Here is a 19,925-nt window from a genome sequence, read left to right as displayed (position 1 = left end):
ATATTTTGATGGGTATTGATTAACAGGTAGTTGTACAGAAAGCGAAAAGGAAGGTTGTTCAAACACACAATAAACGCAGTTAATATTGAAACTGCACGCTCATATATTGCGTATGTTTCTAATATATTATACACGCTTAAGCTTTCGTAATTATTTATGATGCACTTATCTGAAAACGTTGTTTTTACTGCAGTTTTTGGGGCAATGCTTGCCCTTATCGTTTATCTGGTAACCAGACATTATTTTTCAAGCCATGGCAAGACAGACTATCAAAAGAAGATAGAGATAGCCAACAACGAAATGTTGTATTCAATCAGGCCTTTGCTTGTAGAGAAGAAAGTGCCTTCCAAAGAGATATTGGGGGCCGTTCGTTTTTCAACCGCCAAGAAGTACGGAGTGGAACAAAATGACCTATACGATGAATTTTCCCTAACCAGCGACTTAATTAATGAAACGATTGCTAATTCATTTTTGACTTCAGACGAGAAACTGGAGTTCTGTAGTTTGCTGCAGTCTATTAAATAAATGCAATCTGCTTTTTGCCGGTAAGCGCCTTCCATGCTTAATGCTTGGAAGGCGTTTTGCTTGTCGGCTTTTTAGTGTTTTTAGCTGCAGTTGATTTAGAAGCATTTGACTTATCAGTAGCTGCTTTTGTCTTTGCTACTGTTTTGGTAGTAGTAGGCTTACTGCTGGCAGTTTTTTGTGTAGATGTTTTTGCTGTAGCTGGTTTAGGCATAGTTGCTTTTGGTACCGGCTTCTTGGCATTAATTCTTTTGATCTCTGCACTTGCCAGTTCCTTTGCTTCTGCATCGCCTACTTTCAGCGTCTGTTCGTAATATTTTATTGCATTAGCATCGTCGCCTTTTTTAGCATAGATGTTTGCAATGTTATTCAGTACAATGTAATCTTTAGGCGCAATTGCATTAGCCTTCAGGAAGGTCTTCAGTGCATTATCCAGGTCTTCTTTCAGTGTGTATGCCAGACCTAAGTCGGACAGGCTTTCAACATGTTTAGGATAATATTTCAGAACGGTCTCAGAGATCAGTTTAATGTTATCGGCCTGGCTCTTACCAACGTTGTATATCTGCGCGACATATTCCTGTACGGCATTGAGCATGAACTGTTCTGGTTTATCCAGCGGTTTGTTATCTGCCCATTTCCATTTATTGCTAATGGTATGGCCATAGTTGATAGCAGACACCAGTTCTTTTGTGAGGTAGGTATAATTATAATTCTCTCCCAGCATGTAGATCTTGCCGAAGCGCATATCCAATCTGGAAGGAAATTTTGAAATACCTGTGTTAATGTATTTAAATCCTTTGTTCAGTGGATCTTTTTTGTATCCCACTTCACTGGTATAACCAGCAGGATCACCATTCTTTCCGGCTTTCAGGACATTGGAGCCGTTAGCAGTGTGATTGATGGTAACTACTTCCGTTTTACTTTTAGACACGTAGTAATTGAAGTAAGCAATGTAAAGTTCTGCGTCATTGGGTTTTGCTTTTTCCCATTTCGCGAGCAATACACGTTGCTTGGTGGTGTCTCCACTGTTGCTTAACTTCTCAAAATCCTGCTTGTAATTCTGGGCAATAGTAGGGATAGAAAATGCTGTGGACAGCAAAAGAAATGTAGAAAATCTTTTCATATTCATAGGATTGGAATAAACGGTACTACGCCGTTGATATAAAAAATCGAACCTTGTTCTTACTGGTTAGACCAGACCTTAGAGTACAAAGTTACTGAGATAATACTATTTTTCGCCATATTTCGACCTTACGGTCTCAAATAAACTGCTCTCATAGACGCTTTGCGGGGAGATAACCGTTTCATTTACAGGAAGGTTATCGCCATAACGTTCACGGATAATCTCTTTAACAGGTTTACTGCTCAAATCAAACTCTTTCATTTGTTGCAGTTTCCCTGCTTCTACCCCCGCACCTCTCTTATAGATCTTCCATACCAACTCAGAGCAGTATATTTTATCGTCGGACCATTCAAAGTATCCATCATAAGATTTGCCCAGCATCTTCCTGCCTTCTGCCTCCATCTTCTGTAATACTTTGCCGGTCAATAAACTATCTGCATTTTTAAGGCGGCGTACCACATATTTTTTCCCCTCCCCATGGGTAATCCACTCATCAAGTGGCGTCATTCTGACCGGTTGTACCGCTTCCAGTACATAGTCCTTGCCCTTCACTTTCCATATCATGCCACAATGACTAAACTTTGAATGTGTAGCCAGTCTTACTGCTTCACATTGTGGCGACATAGATGTTTGAAATATAACGTCTCCCGAGCGCAACGGTGCTTCCTGCCTGAATGCATAAAGCACAGTAAGCAGTCCTAATGATGTAACAACCAATCCAGTTTTTAATGTCTTGTTCATACGTACATAGGTTTGCGGGTGTAAGCGCTGACGTTATACATATATAAATTTAGCTCATTTTATCAGGACACAAATGTTAAAATCATCGGAAGTTGGGTAGTTTCATTGTATTTTAACGCCTTTTTATGCTTTTTTCTCTCTTTTGGATAAGAAAATTGATGAACGGCATAGATCCGGTGAGTGGCACTACTTACTGTTTTTAGTAGTTATCGGGTCTTTCACAACTACACCCGGCACTTTGCCTCGTGATGTACCGGGAACTTCACAGAGTTAGCAATAAAACACAACTTATTTGCCTTTTCATGCAGCGAATTGGCTGTTTCAATCATCGCCGGATCTGTAATAGTTACCTCCGGATGTAAAGTTACCTCAGAGAAATACCCTCCGCCGTCAGCTGTTTCAATCATGGTACCAGTTGCATGATCCACATAATCAACTACTATTACCCCTGCGGTAGCGCAAAGGTGCAGATACCATAACATGTGACAGGTAGATAAGGAGCCTACCAGCATCTCTTCCGGGTTATAGCGGGATTTATCACCACGGAAGCCCGGATCTGAGGAACCAGGTATCTCAGGTTTTCCTTCAGCCTGCAGAATATGATTGCGTTCATAAGCATTGTATGCAGAGGTACCGGTACCTGTATTGCCCGTCCAGCGGGTTGTCATTGTATAGTTGTGTGTGCCTTTCATAATTATATAACGTGAATAATGATCTAACCATTGTATTCGGCCAGCCGCTGTAACAGGGGTAAGAAAGCTTCTATCAGCGCCAGTTCCTCGGCAGAGAACAGTTTCTCCATGGCTTTTACCAGCCATTCCTCTTTAATACGCCTGATTTCATACAGATGCGCTTTGCCCTTCTCTGTCAACGAAACTACTGACTTCCTTTTGTCCGTTTCGTCCATAACGCGGTTTACACAGCCTACTTCCTCCAACCGGTTGAGTATCTGAGAGATGGCCTGCGCAGATATCCGCTCCATCTCTGCAAGGGCAGAAGGGAGTAGTTTTCCATGCTGATCCAGCAGCCCCATAGTAAGCAGTTCCGCATTGGAAAAGTCAGAGCTGATGTTTTGTTTGCGTAGCTGTCTTACCAGACGGGTAACAGTACTGCGTAAAGAAGCAGCTACTTCATAAGTGTTTGCGGACATAATTTCAAGTCAATTGGCAAAGTTACTTTACATTTTTCTAACTACCTATAGTTAGCCGACCCTAAAAGAATAAATAAATTCCGTTCTGCCTTGTTGCCCTGTTGTGGCCTACTTTACAGTATTAATAGGTGGTTGGATGTTCAAAATCAGCCTTCTGGCAACTCGCCGCCTGGATGAAATCCAGATAAAAGTCGTACTTTTGTAAAGTAACTTTATTAATTTGCTTTATAAAATGCCAATATTTCGCTCACTAAAACACCATAACTTCCGACTTCATTTTATAGGTCAAGCCATATCACTTGTAGGTACCTGGATGCAAAGAGTAGCCATCAGCTGGCTGGTATACCGCATCACAGGGTCGGCCTTCCTACTGGGACTGGTCACATTTCTAAGCCTGATCCCTTCTCTTGTACTGGCCCCTTTTGCAGGTAGCTTCATAGACAGACACAATAAATTTAAAGTGGTCATGGTGACCCAGATAGGTCTCATGCTACAGGCAGGCGTGCTCGCAGCCATGGTCTGGCTGAATTACTACAGTATGCTCTGGATCGCCGCACTGAGCCTCGTGCAGGGATTGATCAACGCCTTTGATACAACAGCGCGCCAGGCGCTAATGGTTGACCTGGTGGATGATAAAGAAGACTTGCCTAATGCGATTGCCCTCAACTCTTCCGCCTTTAACGCAGCCAGACTGGTTGGCCCTGCGCTGGCCGGTATTATTCTCAGCTCATTCGGAGAAAATATCTGCTTCCTGCTTAATTTCCTGAGCTTTATCGCAGTGATTTGTTGTCTGGTGATGATGAAACTGACACTGATACCCGCATCCCGTTCTGATGTGAACATCTGGGCAGATCTGCGTAAAGGATATGACTACCTGCGCGAGTCTCCTGACCTGTCTTCACTGATACTGCTGCTGGCAGCTTCCAGTCTGCTGGTGATACCTTACACTACTTTGTTACCTGTATTTGCCAAAGATGTATTTCACGGAGATGCTACTACCTTCAGCTGGTTTGAAAGCGCAGCAGGACTCGGTGCATTGTTCGGTGCTGTCTTTATGGCCACGCTTAAACCCGGACATGACCTCGTTAAACTAACTATCCTGTCAAGTGTGGTATTCGCGGTAGCGCTGCTGGGATTAGCTGTATCATCATCTATTGTGCTGGCACTGGCTGCTACAGCTGCTACTGGCGGTGGATTAATGATTCAGAACTCTGCTATCAACACCTACCTGCAAACACATGCATCTTCAGAAATGAGAGCCAGAACATTAAGCTACTACATCATGTCATACCAGGGTATGTTACCAATTGGTAGTCTCGTAATAGGATATCTCGCACATTGCTTTGGCGTAGGAGTGGTGGTATTTGCGGAAGGTATACTGGGAATATTGATCGTGCTGGTCTTTATGCTGCACCAACGTGGGATCAGTCATTGGATCAGGGTGCTGCACGTTATCAGGTTCAGATATATGAGATAACGGCTGATTATAAATAGTGTGTCCAGCCTGGCGCCGCAAAGAACCAGACTGAAACACTATGAGGAAAACAACAATGGAAGCAAGGTCGGCATAGATTATCTAAAAGGGGCGGTACAGGTAACAGGACTGGGGTTAAGGAAGGGATCAGTGCAAGCAGCAGGCGCCTTGCCACTATACACTGACGGAGACCGCGGCTCCTAACGAAATAATGGATGAGTTCTGCGCTACTGTATGAGCACTATATGAAATGCCCTAAGAATTGTTTGTACGTCACTATTAGAACGTTTGGAGTTTTTGAACCGGACAGCAGTGAAATTGTTCTCACCCACATCAGGTATATATACGTAGCAGGTCTTTACCTCACCTGTTGAAAAACTAATCGTACACACGCCTTCAAAGGAAATGCCGGCCATATGCAATTGCATATTAATGCGGAATGTCACGTTACTTTCTTTGAAAGCCTGATCAAATAATACCAGCTCCTGGTGCTGGTCTCTCTCATCTCCGAATACCATGATCAGGTCATCCTGCGAGGTAGATAAAGGATCAATATTATCTACTGATCCGAAACCGGATAATTCCAGTAACCCGTTTGTACGCTTCAATACACTATTATCAATTGTTGCTACTGTAGTAATAGCACCACCGGATGCCAGTTGACCAGGTCTTGACAGATGGCCGGGATGGCCATTGTTAAAATAAGTAGCGACAAATTGATTCATCTTAGAATGCAGCATAGTAGGTTGAAAATCTTTGTAAGTATGTTTGTAATCATGCACAAGTATCGGCTACCCATGCACATAATGACCCTGATACGTCAGTACTGATCGTTACTATATAAGATGCTGCCGGATCACGCAGTATCACATAAAGAAGGTGTGAAATCAGTGCCCGCATATAGCATGCAAAAACACGGGCACCTGTGAAAGTGTGTTACATCGTAAAAGGATATTACTCAACAAATTGGTTTCACGAGTCGATGAAAAAAATGCACTTACATAACAAAGGCTTTGTACGTTACAAGATTGATTTTCGTGCTCAGAATCAGGGGTTATCTGCTTCTAAACGGGCTTGTATTCAATAGGACTGATATTTTGTCTGTTTGATCTTCATGTTTACATAACAAAGATACAACAGCATTACGCAGCCATAATGCGTAGCGAAAATGTGGATAACTTCAGTGCACGTAAAAAAAGGGAGAAATGGATATTTCTCCCTGATACATTAAAGAATGAAAATGTTAACTTCATTTAAAAACAAGAAAAGTTACAGCAGGGTAAAATGCGGAAGCTACAAGCTATTGCTCTACCAACTGAGCTACCTGCCGGTTTAACCCGACAGTGAAGGAATCGAACCTCCGACCCATAGATTAACGAAGTATTGCTTTCCTACGACACCTGCCATAAGCAGTTAAAAAAACAGGGTAAAAAATCGAGAGCCCTTTGCGACGACATTTTAACATTAAACTACCTATCCGCAGACAGGGAGAGGAATCAAACCTCTCTTCTCCACCCTGAAACGAAGGAATGCTCTCTAACGACACCTGTTCTAAGAAAATAAGAAACGGGGTAATAACCCGGAAAATAACATACCATCTGCGCCTAACCATCTCGACCACCCGCCTGTTGACGGAGAGGGACTCGAACCCCCGTAGCAAATCACAATCGTTTGGAGTCGAAGTATTACTTTCCAACGACACCCGTTTCTAAAAAATATAAAACATAACTGTACAAGGTAATAAACGGAAGTGCTGTTTATTCTCTAAAAGGAGCGAAGTAACACTTTCCAACGACACTCATACCATTATGCACAGGACATCCGACAGGGTTATAAATAGTCAGCCCTATTTTCTAATACGTGCGCTGCTAATTGCGCCACCTGCCACCGGCAGAGTGGGATTTGCACCCACAACCTCGTAAACCTTAACGAAGTAAGACTGACTGACGACACCCATCATCCTGCATGTTGCCCCGGCAGGACTCGAACCTGCATTCCCTTTCGGGCAGTACGACTATAAATACGCTTCCCTACTCTCCTCTTTCAGATTTCGGTGCACTGTAAATTCTGACCATTACCAGGCACGCCGGTAACGGTATGTTCCGTACACTCCGTGATCAGCAATTTTTCCACGGGCTTTTTCCGCTTAAGCTACAAGGCCAGTTTAACATCCCTTCCTTTTGAAAGGACGTACAACAATGAATATCAATTTCCAGGAATACCGGCAAGGTAAATAACTGATCAACCTATGTGTTCTATACGTGCGATACTCTTACGCCATCTGCTGACAACAGCGCTGTTACTGTTGCTGTCAGCAGAGTGGGACTCGCACCCACACACCGTATTGTTAATCGAAGTAAGGCTGCCCAAACGACACCTGCCTTCCCGGATAAGTTCCACCTCCTTCCCTTTTGGAGGGAGGTGGAAATGAGGTAAACAAAAAACGAATATTTATAGTGAAAGGCCGGCTATCTCAGTGACTGCATCACTTCCTCTCTCAATTGCATCAAGTATCTCAAAGATCTTGTCACTCCAGCCACCTATGAGGAAAACATCGTCCTGACGTACATCCAGCGGTACCGTTCTGTATCCCGCCAGGTTGAATAGATACAGTTTTGCATCCGGCGCTATCTGCTTGTACTTTGCCCATTTTGCTGACATAGTATTCGCCCCAGACGTGTTGCTGGTATTGCTATCCCACAGCTGTCCATCTGTAAACATCATGATCTTGTCAGCTACATATCTCTTATTAATCAGATCTTCCAGCACCAGGTATCCATTAGTGGAATAACCCACTTCACCCTCACGCCTGTAAAATTCATCCACGTTACCAAGTATGTTATCCGGAGACATACTCACCGCTTTCCAGGTGTCTCCAAACATACCGGTGATAACATTGCTGCACTTATGCTGAAGCAGCATCGCCAGCAGCAGACCAATATCATACAGTAGTACCTTGCTTTTGGCAGATACAGGCTGCTGCATAGATCCAGATACATCACACGCAATCACCACCCGTGTGTTACTGTCAAAACCTCTGATGTGTGCAACACTGGATTGCAGCGCTCTTTCAAGTGCTCGCTTCAGCGATATAATCGTACCATGCTGAATATCCTTCAGTTCTCTGTAAGCAGCCAGATAACGGAATGGCAGCTGCTTCGCCTTCATCACTGCATGACTGTCTCCCAGCATATCATACACCTTCTGCAGGTATACCGGATCAACATCATAACTCAGCATATTACGCAGGTTGCGCATAGCAGCCATATAACCCAGCTTACCACTTTCTATCAGCTCTGTCCATACCCACTTGAAGGCATCCTTCTTCTCAGCTTCAGTATTATACTTTGCCTGTCCTGCCGCTGATAGCGCAGTCTCCCACGTATAAGGCGTTTCCAGTTCATCCTTTGCTATCTTGTCAAACAGCGCCTGTTGCCTATCATCCTTTGCCTTAGGATGTACAATAAACAGTGCATCCTTTAACGTGATGTCGGCCTTACGGTTATATTTTGCGAACTGATACTCGTCAAATTTGTTGAACGCTACAGCAAGCCCCTTCTGCAGCTGCTTGCTCAGATGATTCAGCTTCTTCATTTTCGTTCTCTGATTGGCCAGCGTATAATAGGCCAGTAGCTCGGTGATCTCGTCTGCACGCTGAATCACACGGCCTGACATCTTTCCCACCAGGTCATCTCCTTTGTGTACCTTCGCCAGCTCCACTGCCAGCACCATCGGTACTGAACGCAGATACATCTTCTCACGGGTATACACCGCCAGGCGCGCTACGAAGCCTGGATCATTTTTAGCAATCAGTGTCCTGATTCTTTCCAGCTTCTCTGTGCCTTTTTCATAAAACTGGTCTTGCAGAGAAGCAGTAACTACCGTACTATAAAGCTCCATCGCAGGTGTCAGCGTATACGCCTTCGCACCTTCGTGATTCGTCGCTTTTTTTGTAGTTGTAAGCAGGTTAAATCTCATGACCGTTTGTTTTTGTTTGATGATACAAAGTTGAAAGCCATGTGCGCACTTTTTTTGCGCAGCGCCAGATTATTTCAATCTTTTTTTAAAAAATATTTTCAGCTGAAGAAGATCATCTTGTGCATTGCATATTATTTACATGATAATCAGCTGATTCGATTTGCAGTATACCTTATCCTCTCGCCGCAGGGGGAAAATGTGCAAGTATTGGGGAAGACTGTCCATTTACCAGCAAGCAGCTTTGACGCAATTTTACATCGTCAATAACGACGACACAAACAGTTCAATATATAAAGACATGAAAACTTTTAATGTTCCTACCAGAGAAGAAGTAAGTTCCAATAACCAGGCACTGTTTGACAACCTGCAGAAAGGCCTTGGTAAAGTGCCTAACCTGTACGCTGCCATGGCATACTCAGAAAATGCACTGGCCTCTTATCTGCACCTGCAGGGTGCTAAGTCATCTCTGAAGCCGAAAGAAAAAGAAGTTGTAAACCTCGTTGTCAGCCAACTGAATGATTGTGACTACTGTCTCGCAGCACATACCTTCATCAGTAAACGTGCAGGATTCACGGATGAACAGATCATTGAAATCAGAAAAGGCGGTGCTTCCTTCGATCCTAAACTGAACGCGCTGGCTATATTGGTAAAAAGTGCGGTTGAACATAACGGTAAAGCTGCGGCAGCGGCTGTCGATGCATTCTTCGCTGCAGGTTATACCAACGAAAACCTGGTAGATGTGGTAGTGCTGATCGGTGATAGGATGATTACCAACTATTTATACGGTCTTACGCAGGTGCCGGTTGATTTTCCTCCCGCTCCTTCCTTATCATAGTCAGATCCTATCCATAAAACCGGGCTGCAGCCGCTCCACCATATGGAGCTGGCTGCTTTGCTCCCGCAGCCATCATTACAGCCTGTCTAAGGTATACCAGCTGCCAACATACTGATATTGTTCCTACCTGCCTGGTTCCGCTCTGGTTTTTATACCAACCGGACGCTAACAGGTCACTAAGAGGTCACTAAGAGGTCACTTCAATATCCCCGGGATATTGAAGTGACCTCTTAGTGACCTTATGAAGATCCGATCATATAAAATATTAAGCGAAGCCAATACGATCATCATTTGTTGCTTTCACTATTTAATCACGCGGTTGTGATAAGACAAATGGCTGGTCCTGCGGCCGGATAGCACTGATACCCCGTAAAAAAGAAAAAGGCCCCCTCGTATAAACGAAGCGGCTTTACTTCCTGATTAACATAACCATAGTGAACTAATATCTTCTTCGAAAGCTCAATTTCTTTATCATGACATCATTGTCTATATCGCAGATAAGGCAAGTGTTGCTCAGTACCGACGGATCAGCGCCGAGCAGGTACATGTATGTTCTGAGGGAATGTGTACAATCGGGTAACCAGCTGACGGTGGCATCCCCCAGAGAATCCAGGGGGATACCGTGATGCACATGGTCATAACCAAAGGCATCCAACAGTGTAGGAATAAGGTCAGGCAGATTATAATAACGCTCGCTGGTAGTGATCAGGGCGTTGTAAAAAGATACAAAAGCTGCATCTCCCACACAAGGAGACCCGAATGTATATAAGCGGCAGGGATGTAACGTGTACGCGTCTCCCGCTGCAAATAAGGTGGCCATGGCAGCCCCCAGGCTATGACCGGTACAAACCATAGGCTGCGTATCGTCTTCCGATTGCATATTGGTATACTGAATGCTGTACCTGATATATTTTAATAAGCCTTTGGGCTTTATCTGCCCTGGCTCAGAAAATGTCATACTATTAAACATGTCCAGAAATCCTGACACCACATTGCCACTGTTATTCCCGAAAGGGCCAGGCGAAGGAAGTATGTCCAGCTTCTCTGCCCAGTCTAAAAATTCAGCAGATCCCCTGAGCGCCAGTACATACGTAGTAGGTGCATCCGGAGAATAATTACTCTTCGCCAGAAAACCACTGTACGCCAGTATATTTCTACCTTTACAGGTATCTCTTCTGTGGATGTTATAAACAAGTGAATAACCAGCCGGGAAGTATGGGTATTGCTCCTGCAGCGGACTTTGCTCCGTTACCTGGTAGGCTGCGTCTAAAAAATAGGCATATTTCAGTGCAATGGTCTGCGTTGTATTTACCATAACCCCTTCTGTTAATCAGTGAATATGCAGTAAAATTAGCCGCAATGTCACTCCTGAAGGATGGAAATGGCATAAGATGCCCATTTATGGGTATAAGTGGTTAAACCTGGGGAATGGCCTGTTGCTGTTCTGCGATAGCCGCAGGTGTATTCCTGGATCGCTTCAGCAGATAATGGGCAGTCAGTACTTCTGCCAGCGGAATCAGCATCAGTATACTCCATGTTATCAGTACACCTTTCTGAATGCCTTTCAGGAAATGGTCTGCCTGTATCAGTGCCACTTTAGTAAACAGTCCCATTTTGACTACTTCTTCGATACGTGAGGCCATCAGCTCATTACTTACGGCTTCCTCCAGCCCCAGTTTCTCCTTCAGTACCTTCCTGATAGTATGCCGGATCATCTGCGCCACACCTTTCCCTTTTGTCAGCTTCAATGCCCAGGATGTTACCATATTACTGCTGGCCTGCAGGGTCTGCTGCCGGGCTAGCAGGCTGTCGTAATGTGCATATACTACGTCTGCTACTTCGTCAATCACCTGGTCTGTCGTTACTGTTGACAGCCTGATATGATGGTCACGCATATAACGGCTCACAGCTGCGGAGGTTTGCTGGTCAATAGGTGAGGGTATACGTTCAACGTATACGGCCGTGTGTGCTTTGATATCTTTACGCAGACTATTGAAGAAGCCCCACTTGGTTGCCAGAAAGCCAGTCAGTACAGGTATCAGTACAAAATAACTGTATGCTAGGAACTTCAGCGCCTTGTACCTGCGGGTAATCAGTATTTTTTTACGGAGAATGATCAGTACGATCAGGGGGATAAAAAAGGCTGCAATTCCTGTAAAGATTGCGCCAGAGATAACAACGCCAGGGTTAACAAAGTCGCCCAGTTGGGCCAGGGTGTTATACATTTCTTTCATACAATGCTACAATGTGAAGTACTAAGATATATTAATTATACTAATACTTCATATTGTAGCATCTATTACTGCTGAACAGCTCAGGCATTCTGCCTGACAATCTGTTCCAGGTTATTTACAGGTACTACGCCAGATTGACGCCATACCACCTTACCCTGTTTAAAAAGGATCAGTGTTGGAACACCTTGCACATTGTAAGCATTGGCCGCTGCGGGATTTTTATCCACATCGACCTTCAGGATAGTAGCTGTATCGCCTACTTTCTGCTTCAGCTGGTCAAGGATAGGTGCCTGCATTTTACAGGGGCCACACCATGTTGCGAAGAAATCCACCAATACCGGTTTGTCACTATTTATAATTTCTGAAAACGTTGCCATAATTATAACTGTTAGTATACGCCATATAACACAAAAAATATGCAAAACTGCCGATACCTGAAGTTGTGACAGTCTCTGCTATCTTTTGGGATAGCGCCTGCTAAAAGCCCGGTATCCATTAAATTTACAGGTATATCTTTAAACTGTGCAGTCATACGCCAGTATGAATGTGCGATCTTTACTACGCTATCTAAATTCTTTCATGTTTTAAAGTGAATAAAATGGAATACAGATTTTTAGGAGGATCAGGATTGCAGGTACCGGTATTGACTTTTGGTACCGCTACCTTCGGAGGAGGTAATCAATTTTTCAAAGCATGGGGCAGCACACAGGTAGATGAGGCCACCCGCCTGGTTAACCTCTGCATGGATGCCGGCGTTAATTTATTTGATACTGCTAATACATATTCCGACGGACTATCTGAAGAGATCCTGGGAAAGGCCATCGGTGGGCAGAGAGACAAAGTACTGATCTCTACCAAATCCACCTTCCCGATGGGCAACGCTTCCGGGGCTAACTACCAGGGTTCCGGCCGTTCCCAGCTGATTAAGAACGTAGAAGCCAGTCTCAGACGGCTGAATACCGACTACATCGACATTTATCATATGCACGGTTTTGATGGGAATACCCCTGTTGAAGAGGTATTACGCAGTCTGGACGACCTGGTACAGAGCGGGAAGATCCGGTATATTGCGGCGTCTAACTTCTCTGGCTGGCACCTTATGAAGTCACTGTCTGTATCGGAGAGATATGGATGGAGTAGATACGTGGCGCACCAGGTATATTATTCACTTGTTAACAGGGAATATGAATGGGAACTAATGCCATTGGGGCTTGACCAGAAAGTAGGTGCGCTGGTATGGAGTCCGCTGGCTGCTGGTATGCTGGGCGGAAAATACCGCCGTAATCAGCCATTCCCTGCCGACAGTCGTGTAGCCCAGGGAGGTAGTCCGGTACCATCATTTGCAGTACCTGATGAACTACTGTATAAAGTGGTCGATGCGCTGGATGAGGTAGCCGCCGAAACTGGTAAAACAGTGGCACAGGTAGCGCTTAACTGGCTATTGCAACGGCCTACTGTGTCCAGTATCGTTATTGGTGCAAGGAATGAAGAGCAACTGAAGCAGAACCTGGCTGCTGTAGGCTGGAATCTGACCGTTGATCAGATCAAGAAGCTGGATGCTGCCAGCGATGCACCTACCGTGTATCCCTACTGGCATCAGCGCAATAACCTCAAACTAAACCCGTTGCCAAAGTTTTATTAACAGGTAATTGATATAATGATTGATACATTAGGCAGTAGTCAGCATATCAGTTGACTACTGCCTAATGTATACTTATACTACATATTTCTTCTCTAAATACTGATATATCGCACTCATATCCAGCGATCCCAATCCCTCTTTCATCGCATCCTGCAAAGTATCTGCCAATGCATTACCAATAGGTGTGTCCATACCCTGGCCTTTTGCAAGCCGGATATCTTTTGCCAGTAGTCCTAACTGAAATGCTGGTGTAAAGTCATGATTGACGATGTTGGGCGACTTCATATTGGTGATAGCGCTGGCAATAGGACCATTACTGATCAGTGGCAGGAACTGTGCCGGTTGAATACCATTGTTCTGTGCAAATACGACTGCTTCAGAAAGTCCCTGCAGTGTAATACCCAGGAATGTATTGATTGCCAGCTTTGCATAGTTACCTGCGCCATTTTCGCCTAACAGGTGCGCTGCTTTACCCAATACGTCGAATATGGGTCTGGCGCGTTCAAAGTCTTCCTGCCGCCCACCTGCCATAATAATAAGCTGTGCCTCCTGTGCTGGTTTTACACTGCCGGATACAGGCGCATCCAGGTACCAGCCGCCTGCTGCTTCGCACAGCGCAGCCAGTTGCCGTGTAGTATCCGGAGATACAGTGCTCATATCAATTGATAGCATACCACGCTTCAAAGTAGCAGACAGTATACCATCTGTTCCTTCATAGATCTCTTTCAGTGCTGCATCATCAGCTACCATCGTAATAATGATATCCACATGCTCTGCCAGTTGCCGGGGCGTGGCAGCAGTTTGCACGTCCAGTTGCTCCTGCAAGGCAGTGGCCTTTGCGGCAGTGCGATTATAGACGGTGACACCAAATCCGGCTTTTACCAGGTTAGTTACCATGGGAATACCCATTTGTCCTAATCCGGCCCAACCTATTTTTATATCATTCATAAGACTACGTTTAATGATCTGTATAAAGCTAGGAAAATCATGCTAACTACGTACCCGCTCACGATGAATATTCCTGATCTTTTTGCTATACAGATGCGCCTGCCCGTTAACGCAACCAGTGCGCAGGTAATAGGGCAGCAATCGGAGACAGGAGGGTAAAAAGTACAATAAGAGTCGCCAAATGTGCATTGTTCACCCCCCTTGCACCATGTAATTTTGTGTCATCAGCTGAATGATCAACAAACAAGCAAAACAATTAAAACATTATAGTATGAAACGTACAGCATCTGCCATCTGGAATGGCACCATCAAGGAAGGTAACGGTAACATCAGTACTCAGAGTACCACATTAAATAAAACACAGTACTCCTTCAACAGCCGCTTCGCGGAAGGTGTGGGTACTAATCCGGAAGAGCTGATGGCAGCAGCGCATGCAGGCTGCTTCAATATGAAACTAACGCTCGATCTGGAAGCAGCAGGTTTCAAGGCAGATACGCTGGAGACTACGGCAGCTGTAACACTGGATAACGGTACCATAACCCGGTCTGACCTTGTACTGAAAGCAAAGGTGCCTGGTATCTCTGATGAGCAGTTCCAGCAAATCGCTGCCGGCGCTAAAGCAGGTTGTCCGGTAAGCCGTGCTTACGCAGCAATTGAAATTTCTCTTCAGGCAGAACTGGTTGGTTAACATAGGGTTCAACGATCAATATATCCTTTTTCTGACTCCTCACTGGTCGGCCAGTGGGGAGTCTCTTTTTTTTATCTAACTTCCGGTACCTTTAATGATCAGCAGGTACAAGATGAAAGAGCAGGAAAGTATATTTGATGATAGTATCACCGACAGCCTGTCGGTAAGGCGGCGTGACCTGTTATCCACCACAGTGAAAGTGTATATGTGGATCTGTATGATCCTTGGTATACTACTCATGCTGACTACCATCACGATGGTGGTAGAAGAAGTGCTGAAAAACAATCGTAACAACGGGTCGTACGATATGATGGTATATGTATCTGTTTTTACGTTTGTTACTGTAACGCCAGGGTTCCTATTATTCCTCATGTCTTTTCTTTTATGGCGGGAGGTAAAATGGGCAATAAAGTTCAACTGGATAGTAGCAGGAATATGGTGTATACTGGTAGCATTTAATATCGGCATTGAAGCCCCGGAAGGACTTCTGCTGCTTATTCCTGTTGCTGTCATGATGCCCTATTGGATCTCCCTGAACAATATTCAGAAACGCTGGGAAGAATAATATACGTTTGCAAAGAAGCGCAAATTATTGTTGCGGTCGGAATGGCTTTTCAGAAATTTTTGTACTTTTGTCTTCCACTCAAACAGAGATACACTAATGTGAGATTTAATTTCTTTCAGGAAAAATAAACAGGCACGCCGCTAATAGCGGTGGTGTTTATTATTCATTCTTTAAAGAAGGAAATAATGCTCATTCTTCAAGGTGTAAGTTATACCCATCCCAATAGAGATATACTCTTTACAGATATCCATCTTACTGTTAATAAACAGGATAAAATAGCCCTGATCGGTAATAACGGTGCAGGCAAGTCTACATTACTGAGAATCCTTGCAGGTGAACTACTACCCTCCGCAGGTATACTCAAGGCTGATGTAAAGCCCTATTATATTCCGCAGCTGTTTGGCCAGTATAATGACTATACAGTAGCGCAGGCATTGAGAATAGCCGATAAGATCAATGCATTGAGAGAGATCCTTGCCGGCAACGTCACGGAAGGTAATATGATGGTTCTGGACGATGACTGGACAATAGAAGAACGTTGCCTCGAAGCTTTTGCCTATTGGCAATTGCAGGATATTGAACTTACACAGCCTATGCGTATGCTTAGCGGCGGACAAAAAACAAAGGTCTTCCTGGCAGGTATTATGATACATCAGCCGGAACTGGTTTTGCTGGATGAACCCAGCAACCACCTGGACGTTGGAGCCAGAGCGGTGTTGTATGATTATATATCCACAACCACCAATACATTGGTAGTTGTAAGCCACGACAGAACATTATTGAATCTGTTAGAGACAGTGTTTGAACTAAGCAGGCGTGGTATTACCGTATATGGTGGTAACTATGAGTTCTATGCAGCACAGAAGGCGATTGCCGGTGAGGCGCTTAGTCAGGATGTAAAGAGTAAGGAAAAAGAACTGCGTAAGGCCAGAGATACTGAGCGGGAGTCCATCGAAAGGCAGCAGAAGCTGGATGCCCGCGGTAAAAAGAAACAGGAGAAGGCAGGTCTACCTACCATCTTAATGAATACGCTACGCAATAATGCAGAGAAAAGTACTTCCCGCCTGAAGGGAATACATGCTGAGAAAGTAGGTAATATATCAGACGAACTTAATCAGCTACGGAAAGAGTTGCCGGATATTGATAAGATGAAGATGGATTTTGACAACTCCTCCCTGCACAAAGGCAAAATACTGGCGACAGCCAGAGATGTCAACTTCAGCTATGGCGACAAACTGTTATGGCAGGAGGCGTTGAGCTTTCAGATTGTTAGCGGCGAACGTATTGTTATCCGTGGCCGGAACGGGTCAGGTAAAACGACGCTGATCAGGATGTTACTGGGCGAGCTGCAGCCACAGGAAGGCACGCTGAACAGAGCGATCGTGAAGACCGTCTATATAGACCAGGACTATTCGCTGGTGGATAATAACCTAAGTGTATACGAACAGGCTGCGAAATACAATAGGACCGGTTTACAGGAGCATGAGATAAAAACGCGGCTGAACCGTTTCCTCTTTACCCGTGAATACTGGGATAAGCCCTGTGAGGCGTTAAGCGGAGGCGAGAAAATGCGACTGATGTTATGTTCCCTGACCATCGGTAATCAGTCACCGGATATTATAGTGCTCGATGAACCGACAAACAACCTGGATATTCAGAATATAGAAATACTGACTGCCGCCGTTAACGAATATCAGGGGACGCTGATTGTCATTAGCCACGATACATATTTTCTCGATGAAATTGATATCAGCAGAGAGATACAATTGTAAGTAGTTAGTATGAAGGATATTCCGGATAGCGTATGTTATATAGCAGGTAATGCATCAGCAGGTTTATGAAATCCGGAATTTTTATACTAATTTTTAGCTGAAATCATTATAAGACACTAATGATGCCGGCTACTTTGCCAGTATCTAAATGCTAACCCGTATATGCGTTCATTTTTACGTACCCTGGTTGTAAGTTGTATTGCGCTTACAATATCAGTTATTGCTACCGCACAGTATACTCCGCCTGCAACCTTTTACCAGATGGTAGATGTTTCAGCATTTAAAGGTAGTTCCTTTACGCTGGAATGCTGGGTATATGCTGAGCGCCTGGATCTATCTTCCGGAACAGCATTGATGGCGCTGGGTTTTAATCAGCGTACGCAGGTAGGGACGGCTGTGGGTAAGTTGAGTATGGCAGACTTCAAGGCAGGAGAATGGAACCGGCTGACAGTATCCGGTAAGATTGATAAAAAGGCAGATTCCCTGGCTATCGGTGCTCTGTATTCGGGGAAGGATAAGTTCTTTTATGATGACATGAAACTGACCATTAAAGGAAAAGAGATAGCTATCGGTAATTCCAGCTTTGAACAACCTGAATTGTCTCCCTGGAAGTTTATGAATACACCTGATGCTGTTACCAGGGCAGCAGGAAATCAGCGGATGCATAGTGGCAAACAGGCGTTACAGGTAGATGCTTCGCAAATTGTTTCTACCGGATATGGTACGAACGACAAGGCCGGCCATTATGCGGATGTGAATGGCAACCGTATTTATTACGAGGTATATGGAGATGGTGAGCCGCTGTTACTGTTACACGGAGCGCTGGAGTCAATAGTATCTTTTGAAAAACAGATACCCGCATTGTCTCAATCTTTTAAAGTGATAGCAGTTGATACCCGTGGTCATGGAAAATCTACGGCAGATACTACACGGCTGACGTATGAGCTCTATGCAGCAGACATGTATCAGCTACTGAAGGTATTAAAGCTGGATGCAGTGAATGTACTGGGATGGAGTGATGGAGGGAATACCGGGCTGATTATGGCCATGCGTTATCCGGACAAGGTAAAAAAGCTGGCGGTATCAGGCGCGTGCCTCTTTGCTGATACCACCGCTATTGAAAAATTTGTGCTGGATACTGTGCGTAGTCGCGTAAAGATGCTGGAAGCATTACCTGGTAATGCCCGGCAGTTTGAATTGCGGGTAAGCCGTTGTTTGCTGGAAGAACCTAATATAAAACCATCGGAGCTTCAGTTAATAAAAAGTCCGGCGCTTATTATAGCCGGTGAGCGGGATTTCGTTAAAGCAGGTCATACCCGGTTAATTGCGGACAACATTCCCGGTTCAAAGCTGCTGATAATTGACAATACCACGCACGACGTTCCCAGAGAAGCGCCTGATCTGTTTAATAAGCAGGTAGAAGCTTTCTTCAAGGGCCGTTAGGCAGTATAGCTCTTCCGGTATATTGTATGAAGTAATTCCGGTAAATCAGTCCTTATGCATGTCCTTCATAAGGTGTGATATCAACGTAGTATTTCTTTGGATTATCACCGTCAATGTATACGGATATTTTCTTTCCAGCGCCTATTCTAGGGGTGGGGTCAGACCAGAGAAAGCCGCTTTTAAATGCCTTCTTTTCACCCGTCAGCGGATCTTTCCACTCACAACGGATAAAGAAAGGATGGCGGTTATTCACACTGACATATTCATTGATATCCACACTGATGAAATCAGCAAGTACGAGTTGTCCGGATTCTTTCAGGCGGGCATTACTGGCATGCCTGATTTTTCTTACTGCATGAAAGCCCAGACTGATCAGCGTAAACAGCAGGCCGATACCTCCAACGATGATAGCGCCCAGGTAACTTCCCCAGCCGGCAATAGCGGCGTTATCAGGATCCCAGGGGTCATAGTAAATAACCACCGTTTCACCTACTTCGTAAGCCGGAGGGTTGGAAGAGAAGCTGGCAATATAGCGGTGTTCGACGCCCTTGTCATCAGTGTAAATAACTACAGGTGAATATGTTCTTGAGCTTTTGCCGCCAGAGCTATTGCGATTTTCCACCAGATCAACTACCCGGCCATTGGCTTTAAGGGCAGTACGTTCAAATTTTTTGGTATTGTAGGTAAGAAAGCCGGCGACCAGCAGCAAGATAAATCCCACGGCTAAAAAGATGTTGAAAATCAGAGAGACATTAGTTCTTTTCATGGGGTAATAGGTGTGTAATATGGTGTAATATACTAATATTATGT

The 19,925-nt window shown here is 44.5% G+C and carries 19 protein-coding genes; 8 read left to right on the top strand and 11 right to left on the bottom strand.

Annotated elements, in window-relative coordinates:
- Positions 1 to 156: 156 nt before the first annotated feature.
- Positions 157 to 525, top strand: a complete 369-nt coding sequence (locus K1Y79_RS27035; protein WP_220253345.1) for a hypothetical protein — start codon at positions 157 to 159, stop codon at positions 523 to 525.
- Positions 526 to 562: 37 nt separating this feature from the next.
- Here K1Y79_RS27035 and K1Y79_RS27030 read toward each other — a convergent pair whose 3' ends face one another.
- The 4 genes from K1Y79_RS27030 to K1Y79_RS27015 all read right to left on the bottom strand — a co-directional run bounded on the left by K1Y79_RS27030 (position 563) and on the right by K1Y79_RS27015 (position 3,536).
- On the bottom strand, positions 563 to 1,645 hold the full coding sequence (locus tag K1Y79_RS27030) for a tetratricopeptide repeat protein (protein WP_220253344.1): 1,083 nt from the start codon (positions 1,643 to 1,645) through the stop codon (positions 563 to 565).
- A 105-nt stretch (positions 1,646 to 1,750) separates the two neighbouring features.
- Entirely contained in the window at positions 1,751 to 2,386 is a 636-nt protein-coding gene (locus tag K1Y79_RS27025) for a YiiX family permuted papain-like enzyme (protein WP_220253343.1), read from the bottom strand.
- 224 nt (positions 2,387 to 2,610) lie between these two features.
- Positions 2,611 to 3,078, bottom strand: coding sequence for an OsmC family protein (locus tag K1Y79_RS27020; RefSeq protein WP_220253342.1), 468 nt, complete (start codon positions 3,076 to 3,078; stop codon positions 2,611 to 2,613).
- Between the two features lie 23 nt (positions 3,079 to 3,101).
- Complete coding sequence (locus tag K1Y79_RS27015) at positions 3,102 to 3,536, bottom strand: MarR family winged helix-turn-helix transcriptional regulator (protein ID WP_220253341.1); 435 nt, start codon at positions 3,534 to 3,536, stop codon at positions 3,102 to 3,104.
- A gap of 232 nt (positions 3,537 to 3,768) precedes the next feature.
- Here K1Y79_RS27015 and K1Y79_RS27010 point away from each other — a divergent pair, with 232 nt between their 5' ends.
- The gene (locus K1Y79_RS27010; RefSeq protein WP_220253340.1) at positions 3,769 to 5,013 is read left to right on the top strand and encodes an MFS transporter; all 1,245 of its coding nucleotides are present in this window, start codon (positions 3,769 to 3,771) and stop codon (positions 5,011 to 5,013) included.
- Between the two features lie 224 nt (positions 5,014 to 5,237).
- On the opposite strand, the gene K1Y79_RS27005 is transcribed toward K1Y79_RS27010, so the two are convergent.
- Entirely contained in the window at positions 5,238 to 5,735 is a 498-nt protein-coding gene (locus K1Y79_RS27005) for a hypothetical protein (RefSeq protein ID WP_220253339.1), read from the bottom strand.
- Between the two features lie 1,726 nt (positions 5,736 to 7,461).
- Positions 7,462 to 8,988: a TROVE domain-containing protein gene (locus K1Y79_RS27000; RefSeq protein WP_220253338.1), complete on the bottom strand. Its 1,527-nt coding sequence runs from the start codon at positions 8,986 to 8,988 to the stop codon at positions 7,462 to 7,464.
- Between the two features lie 298 nt (positions 8,989 to 9,286).
- On the opposite strand from K1Y79_RS27000, the gene K1Y79_RS26995 reads away from it, so the two are divergent.
- A complete protein-coding gene (locus K1Y79_RS26995; RefSeq protein WP_220253337.1) occupies positions 9,287 to 9,823 on the top strand; it encodes a carboxymuconolactone decarboxylase family protein in 537 nt (178 codons plus the stop codon).
- 439 nt (positions 9,824 to 10,262) lie between these two features.
- Here the strand turns inward: K1Y79_RS26995 and K1Y79_RS26990 are convergent, their stop codons facing one another.
- From K1Y79_RS26990 to trxA, 3 genes are all read right to left on the bottom strand, one after another.
- Positions 10,263 to 11,138 (bottom strand): lipase family protein, encoded by an 876-nt coding sequence (locus tag K1Y79_RS26990; RefSeq protein ID WP_220253336.1) that lies wholly within the window; start codon positions 11,136 to 11,138, stop codon positions 10,263 to 10,265.
- Between the two features lie 100 nt (positions 11,139 to 11,238).
- Positions 11,239 to 12,057 (bottom strand): hypothetical protein, encoded by an 819-nt coding sequence (locus K1Y79_RS26985; protein ID WP_220253335.1) that lies wholly within the window; start codon positions 12,055 to 12,057, stop codon positions 11,239 to 11,241.
- A gap of 80 nt (positions 12,058 to 12,137) precedes the next feature.
- On the bottom strand, positions 12,138 to 12,434 hold the full coding sequence (gene trxA / locus K1Y79_RS26980) for a thioredoxin (RefSeq protein WP_220253334.1): 297 nt from the start codon (positions 12,432 to 12,434) through the stop codon (positions 12,138 to 12,140).
- A 221-nt stretch (positions 12,435 to 12,655) separates the two neighbouring features.
- On the opposite strand from trxA, the gene K1Y79_RS26975 reads away from it, so the two are divergent.
- On the top strand, positions 12,656 to 13,699 hold the full coding sequence (locus K1Y79_RS26975; protein WP_220253333.1) for an aldo/keto reductase: 1,044 nt from the start codon (positions 12,656 to 12,658) through the stop codon (positions 13,697 to 13,699).
- Positions 13,700 to 13,771: 72 nt separating this feature from the next.
- On the opposite strand, the gene K1Y79_RS26970 is transcribed toward K1Y79_RS26975, so the two are convergent.
- Positions 13,772 to 14,647, bottom strand: a complete 876-nt coding sequence (locus K1Y79_RS26970) for an NAD(P)-dependent oxidoreductase (RefSeq protein ID WP_220253332.1) — start codon at positions 14,645 to 14,647, stop codon at positions 13,772 to 13,774.
- Positions 14,648 to 14,918: 271 nt separating this feature from the next.
- On the opposite strand from K1Y79_RS26970, the gene K1Y79_RS26965 reads away from it, so the two are divergent.
- From K1Y79_RS26965 to K1Y79_RS26950, 4 genes are all read left to right on the top strand, one after another.
- Positions 14,919 to 15,335 (top strand): OsmC family protein, encoded by a 417-nt coding sequence (locus tag K1Y79_RS26965; protein ID WP_220253331.1) that lies wholly within the window; start codon positions 14,919 to 14,921, stop codon positions 15,333 to 15,335.
- Between the two features lie 94 nt (positions 15,336 to 15,429).
- Positions 15,430 to 15,900: a hypothetical protein gene (locus tag K1Y79_RS26960; protein WP_220253330.1), complete on the top strand. Its 471-nt coding sequence runs from the start codon at positions 15,430 to 15,432 to the stop codon at positions 15,898 to 15,900.
- A 185-nt stretch (positions 15,901 to 16,085) separates the two neighbouring features.
- Positions 16,086 to 17,672: a ribosomal protection-like ABC-F family protein gene (abc-f, locus tag K1Y79_RS26955; protein ID WP_220253329.1), complete on the top strand. Its 1,587-nt coding sequence runs from the start codon at positions 16,086 to 16,088 to the stop codon at positions 17,670 to 17,672.
- Positions 17,673 to 17,834: 162 nt separating this feature from the next.
- Positions 17,835 to 19,115, top strand: a complete 1,281-nt coding sequence (locus tag K1Y79_RS26950) for an alpha/beta fold hydrolase (RefSeq protein ID WP_220253328.1) — start codon at positions 17,835 to 17,837, stop codon at positions 19,113 to 19,115.
- A 52-nt stretch (positions 19,116 to 19,167) separates the two neighbouring features.
- Here K1Y79_RS26950 and K1Y79_RS26945 read toward each other — a convergent pair whose 3' ends face one another.
- Positions 19,168 to 19,881 (bottom strand): DUF3592 domain-containing protein, encoded by a 714-nt coding sequence (locus K1Y79_RS26945; RefSeq protein WP_220253327.1) that lies wholly within the window; start codon positions 19,879 to 19,881, stop codon positions 19,168 to 19,170.
- Between the last annotated feature and the right edge of the window lie 44 nt (positions 19,882 to 19,925).

Source organism: Chitinophaga rhizophila, from assembly GCF_019492185.1.
GTDB classification, from domain to species: Bacteria; Bacteroidota; Bacteroidia; order Chitinophagales; family Chitinophagaceae; genus Chitinophaga; species Chitinophaga rhizophila.
Note: the sequence above shows the minus strand (reverse complement) of the source record. Positions and strands in the feature narration are given on the sequence as shown.

Coding starts and splice junctions, on each gene's coding strand:
- K1Y79_RS27035 (WP_220253345.1), top strand. CDS start 157: ATGATGCACTTATCTGAAAACGTTGTTTTTACTGCAGTTTTTGGGGCA.
- K1Y79_RS27030 (WP_220253344.1), bottom strand. CDS start 1,645: ATGAAAAGATTTTCTACATTTCTTTTGCTGTCCACAGCATTTTCTATC.
- K1Y79_RS27025 (WP_220253343.1), bottom strand. CDS start 2,386: ATGAACAAGACATTAAAAACTGGATTGGTTGTTACATCATTAGGACTG.
- K1Y79_RS27020 (WP_220253342.1), bottom strand. CDS start 3,078: ATGAAAGGCACACACAACTATACAATGACAACCCGCTGGACGGGCAAT.
- K1Y79_RS27015 (WP_220253341.1), bottom strand. CDS start 3,536: ATGTCCGCAAACACTTATGAAGTAGCTGCTTCTTTACGCAGTACTGTT.
- K1Y79_RS27010 (WP_220253340.1), top strand. CDS start 3,769: ATGCCAATATTTCGCTCACTAAAACACCATAACTTCCGACTTCATTTT.
- K1Y79_RS27005 (WP_220253339.1), bottom strand. CDS start 5,735: ATGAATCAATTTGTCGCTACTTATTTTAACAATGGCCATCCCGGCCAT.
- K1Y79_RS27000 (WP_220253338.1), bottom strand. CDS start 8,988: ATGAGATTTAACCTGCTTACAACTACAAAAAAAGCGACGAATCACGAA.
- K1Y79_RS26995 (WP_220253337.1), top strand. CDS start 9,287: ATGAAAACTTTTAATGTTCCTACCAGAGAAGAAGTAAGTTCCAATAAC.
- K1Y79_RS26990 (WP_220253336.1), bottom strand. CDS start 11,138: ATGGTAAATACAACGCAGACCATTGCACTGAAATATGCCTATTTTTTA.
- K1Y79_RS26985 (WP_220253335.1), bottom strand. CDS start 12,057: ATGAAAGAAATGTATAACACCCTGGCCCAACTGGGCGACTTTGTTAAC.
- trxA (WP_220253334.1), bottom strand. CDS start 12,434: ATGGCAACGTTTTCAGAAATTATAAATAGTGACAAACCGGTATTGGTG.
- K1Y79_RS26975 (WP_220253333.1), top strand. CDS start 12,656: ATGGAATACAGATTTTTAGGAGGATCAGGATTGCAGGTACCGGTATTG.
- K1Y79_RS26970 (WP_220253332.1), bottom strand. CDS start 14,647: ATGAATGATATAAAAATAGGTTGGGCCGGATTAGGACAAATGGGTATT.
- K1Y79_RS26965 (WP_220253331.1), top strand. CDS start 14,919: ATGAAACGTACAGCATCTGCCATCTGGAATGGCACCATCAAGGAAGGT.
- K1Y79_RS26960 (WP_220253330.1), top strand. CDS start 15,430: ATGATCAGCAGGTACAAGATGAAAGAGCAGGAAAGTATATTTGATGAT.
- abc-f (WP_220253329.1), top strand. CDS start 16,086: ATGCTCATTCTTCAAGGTGTAAGTTATACCCATCCCAATAGAGATATA.
- K1Y79_RS26950 (WP_220253328.1), top strand. CDS start 17,835: ATGCGTTCATTTTTACGTACCCTGGTTGTAAGTTGTATTGCGCTTACA.
- K1Y79_RS26945 (WP_220253327.1), bottom strand. CDS start 19,881: ATGAAAAGAACTAATGTCTCTCTGATTTTCAACATCTTTTTAGCCGTG.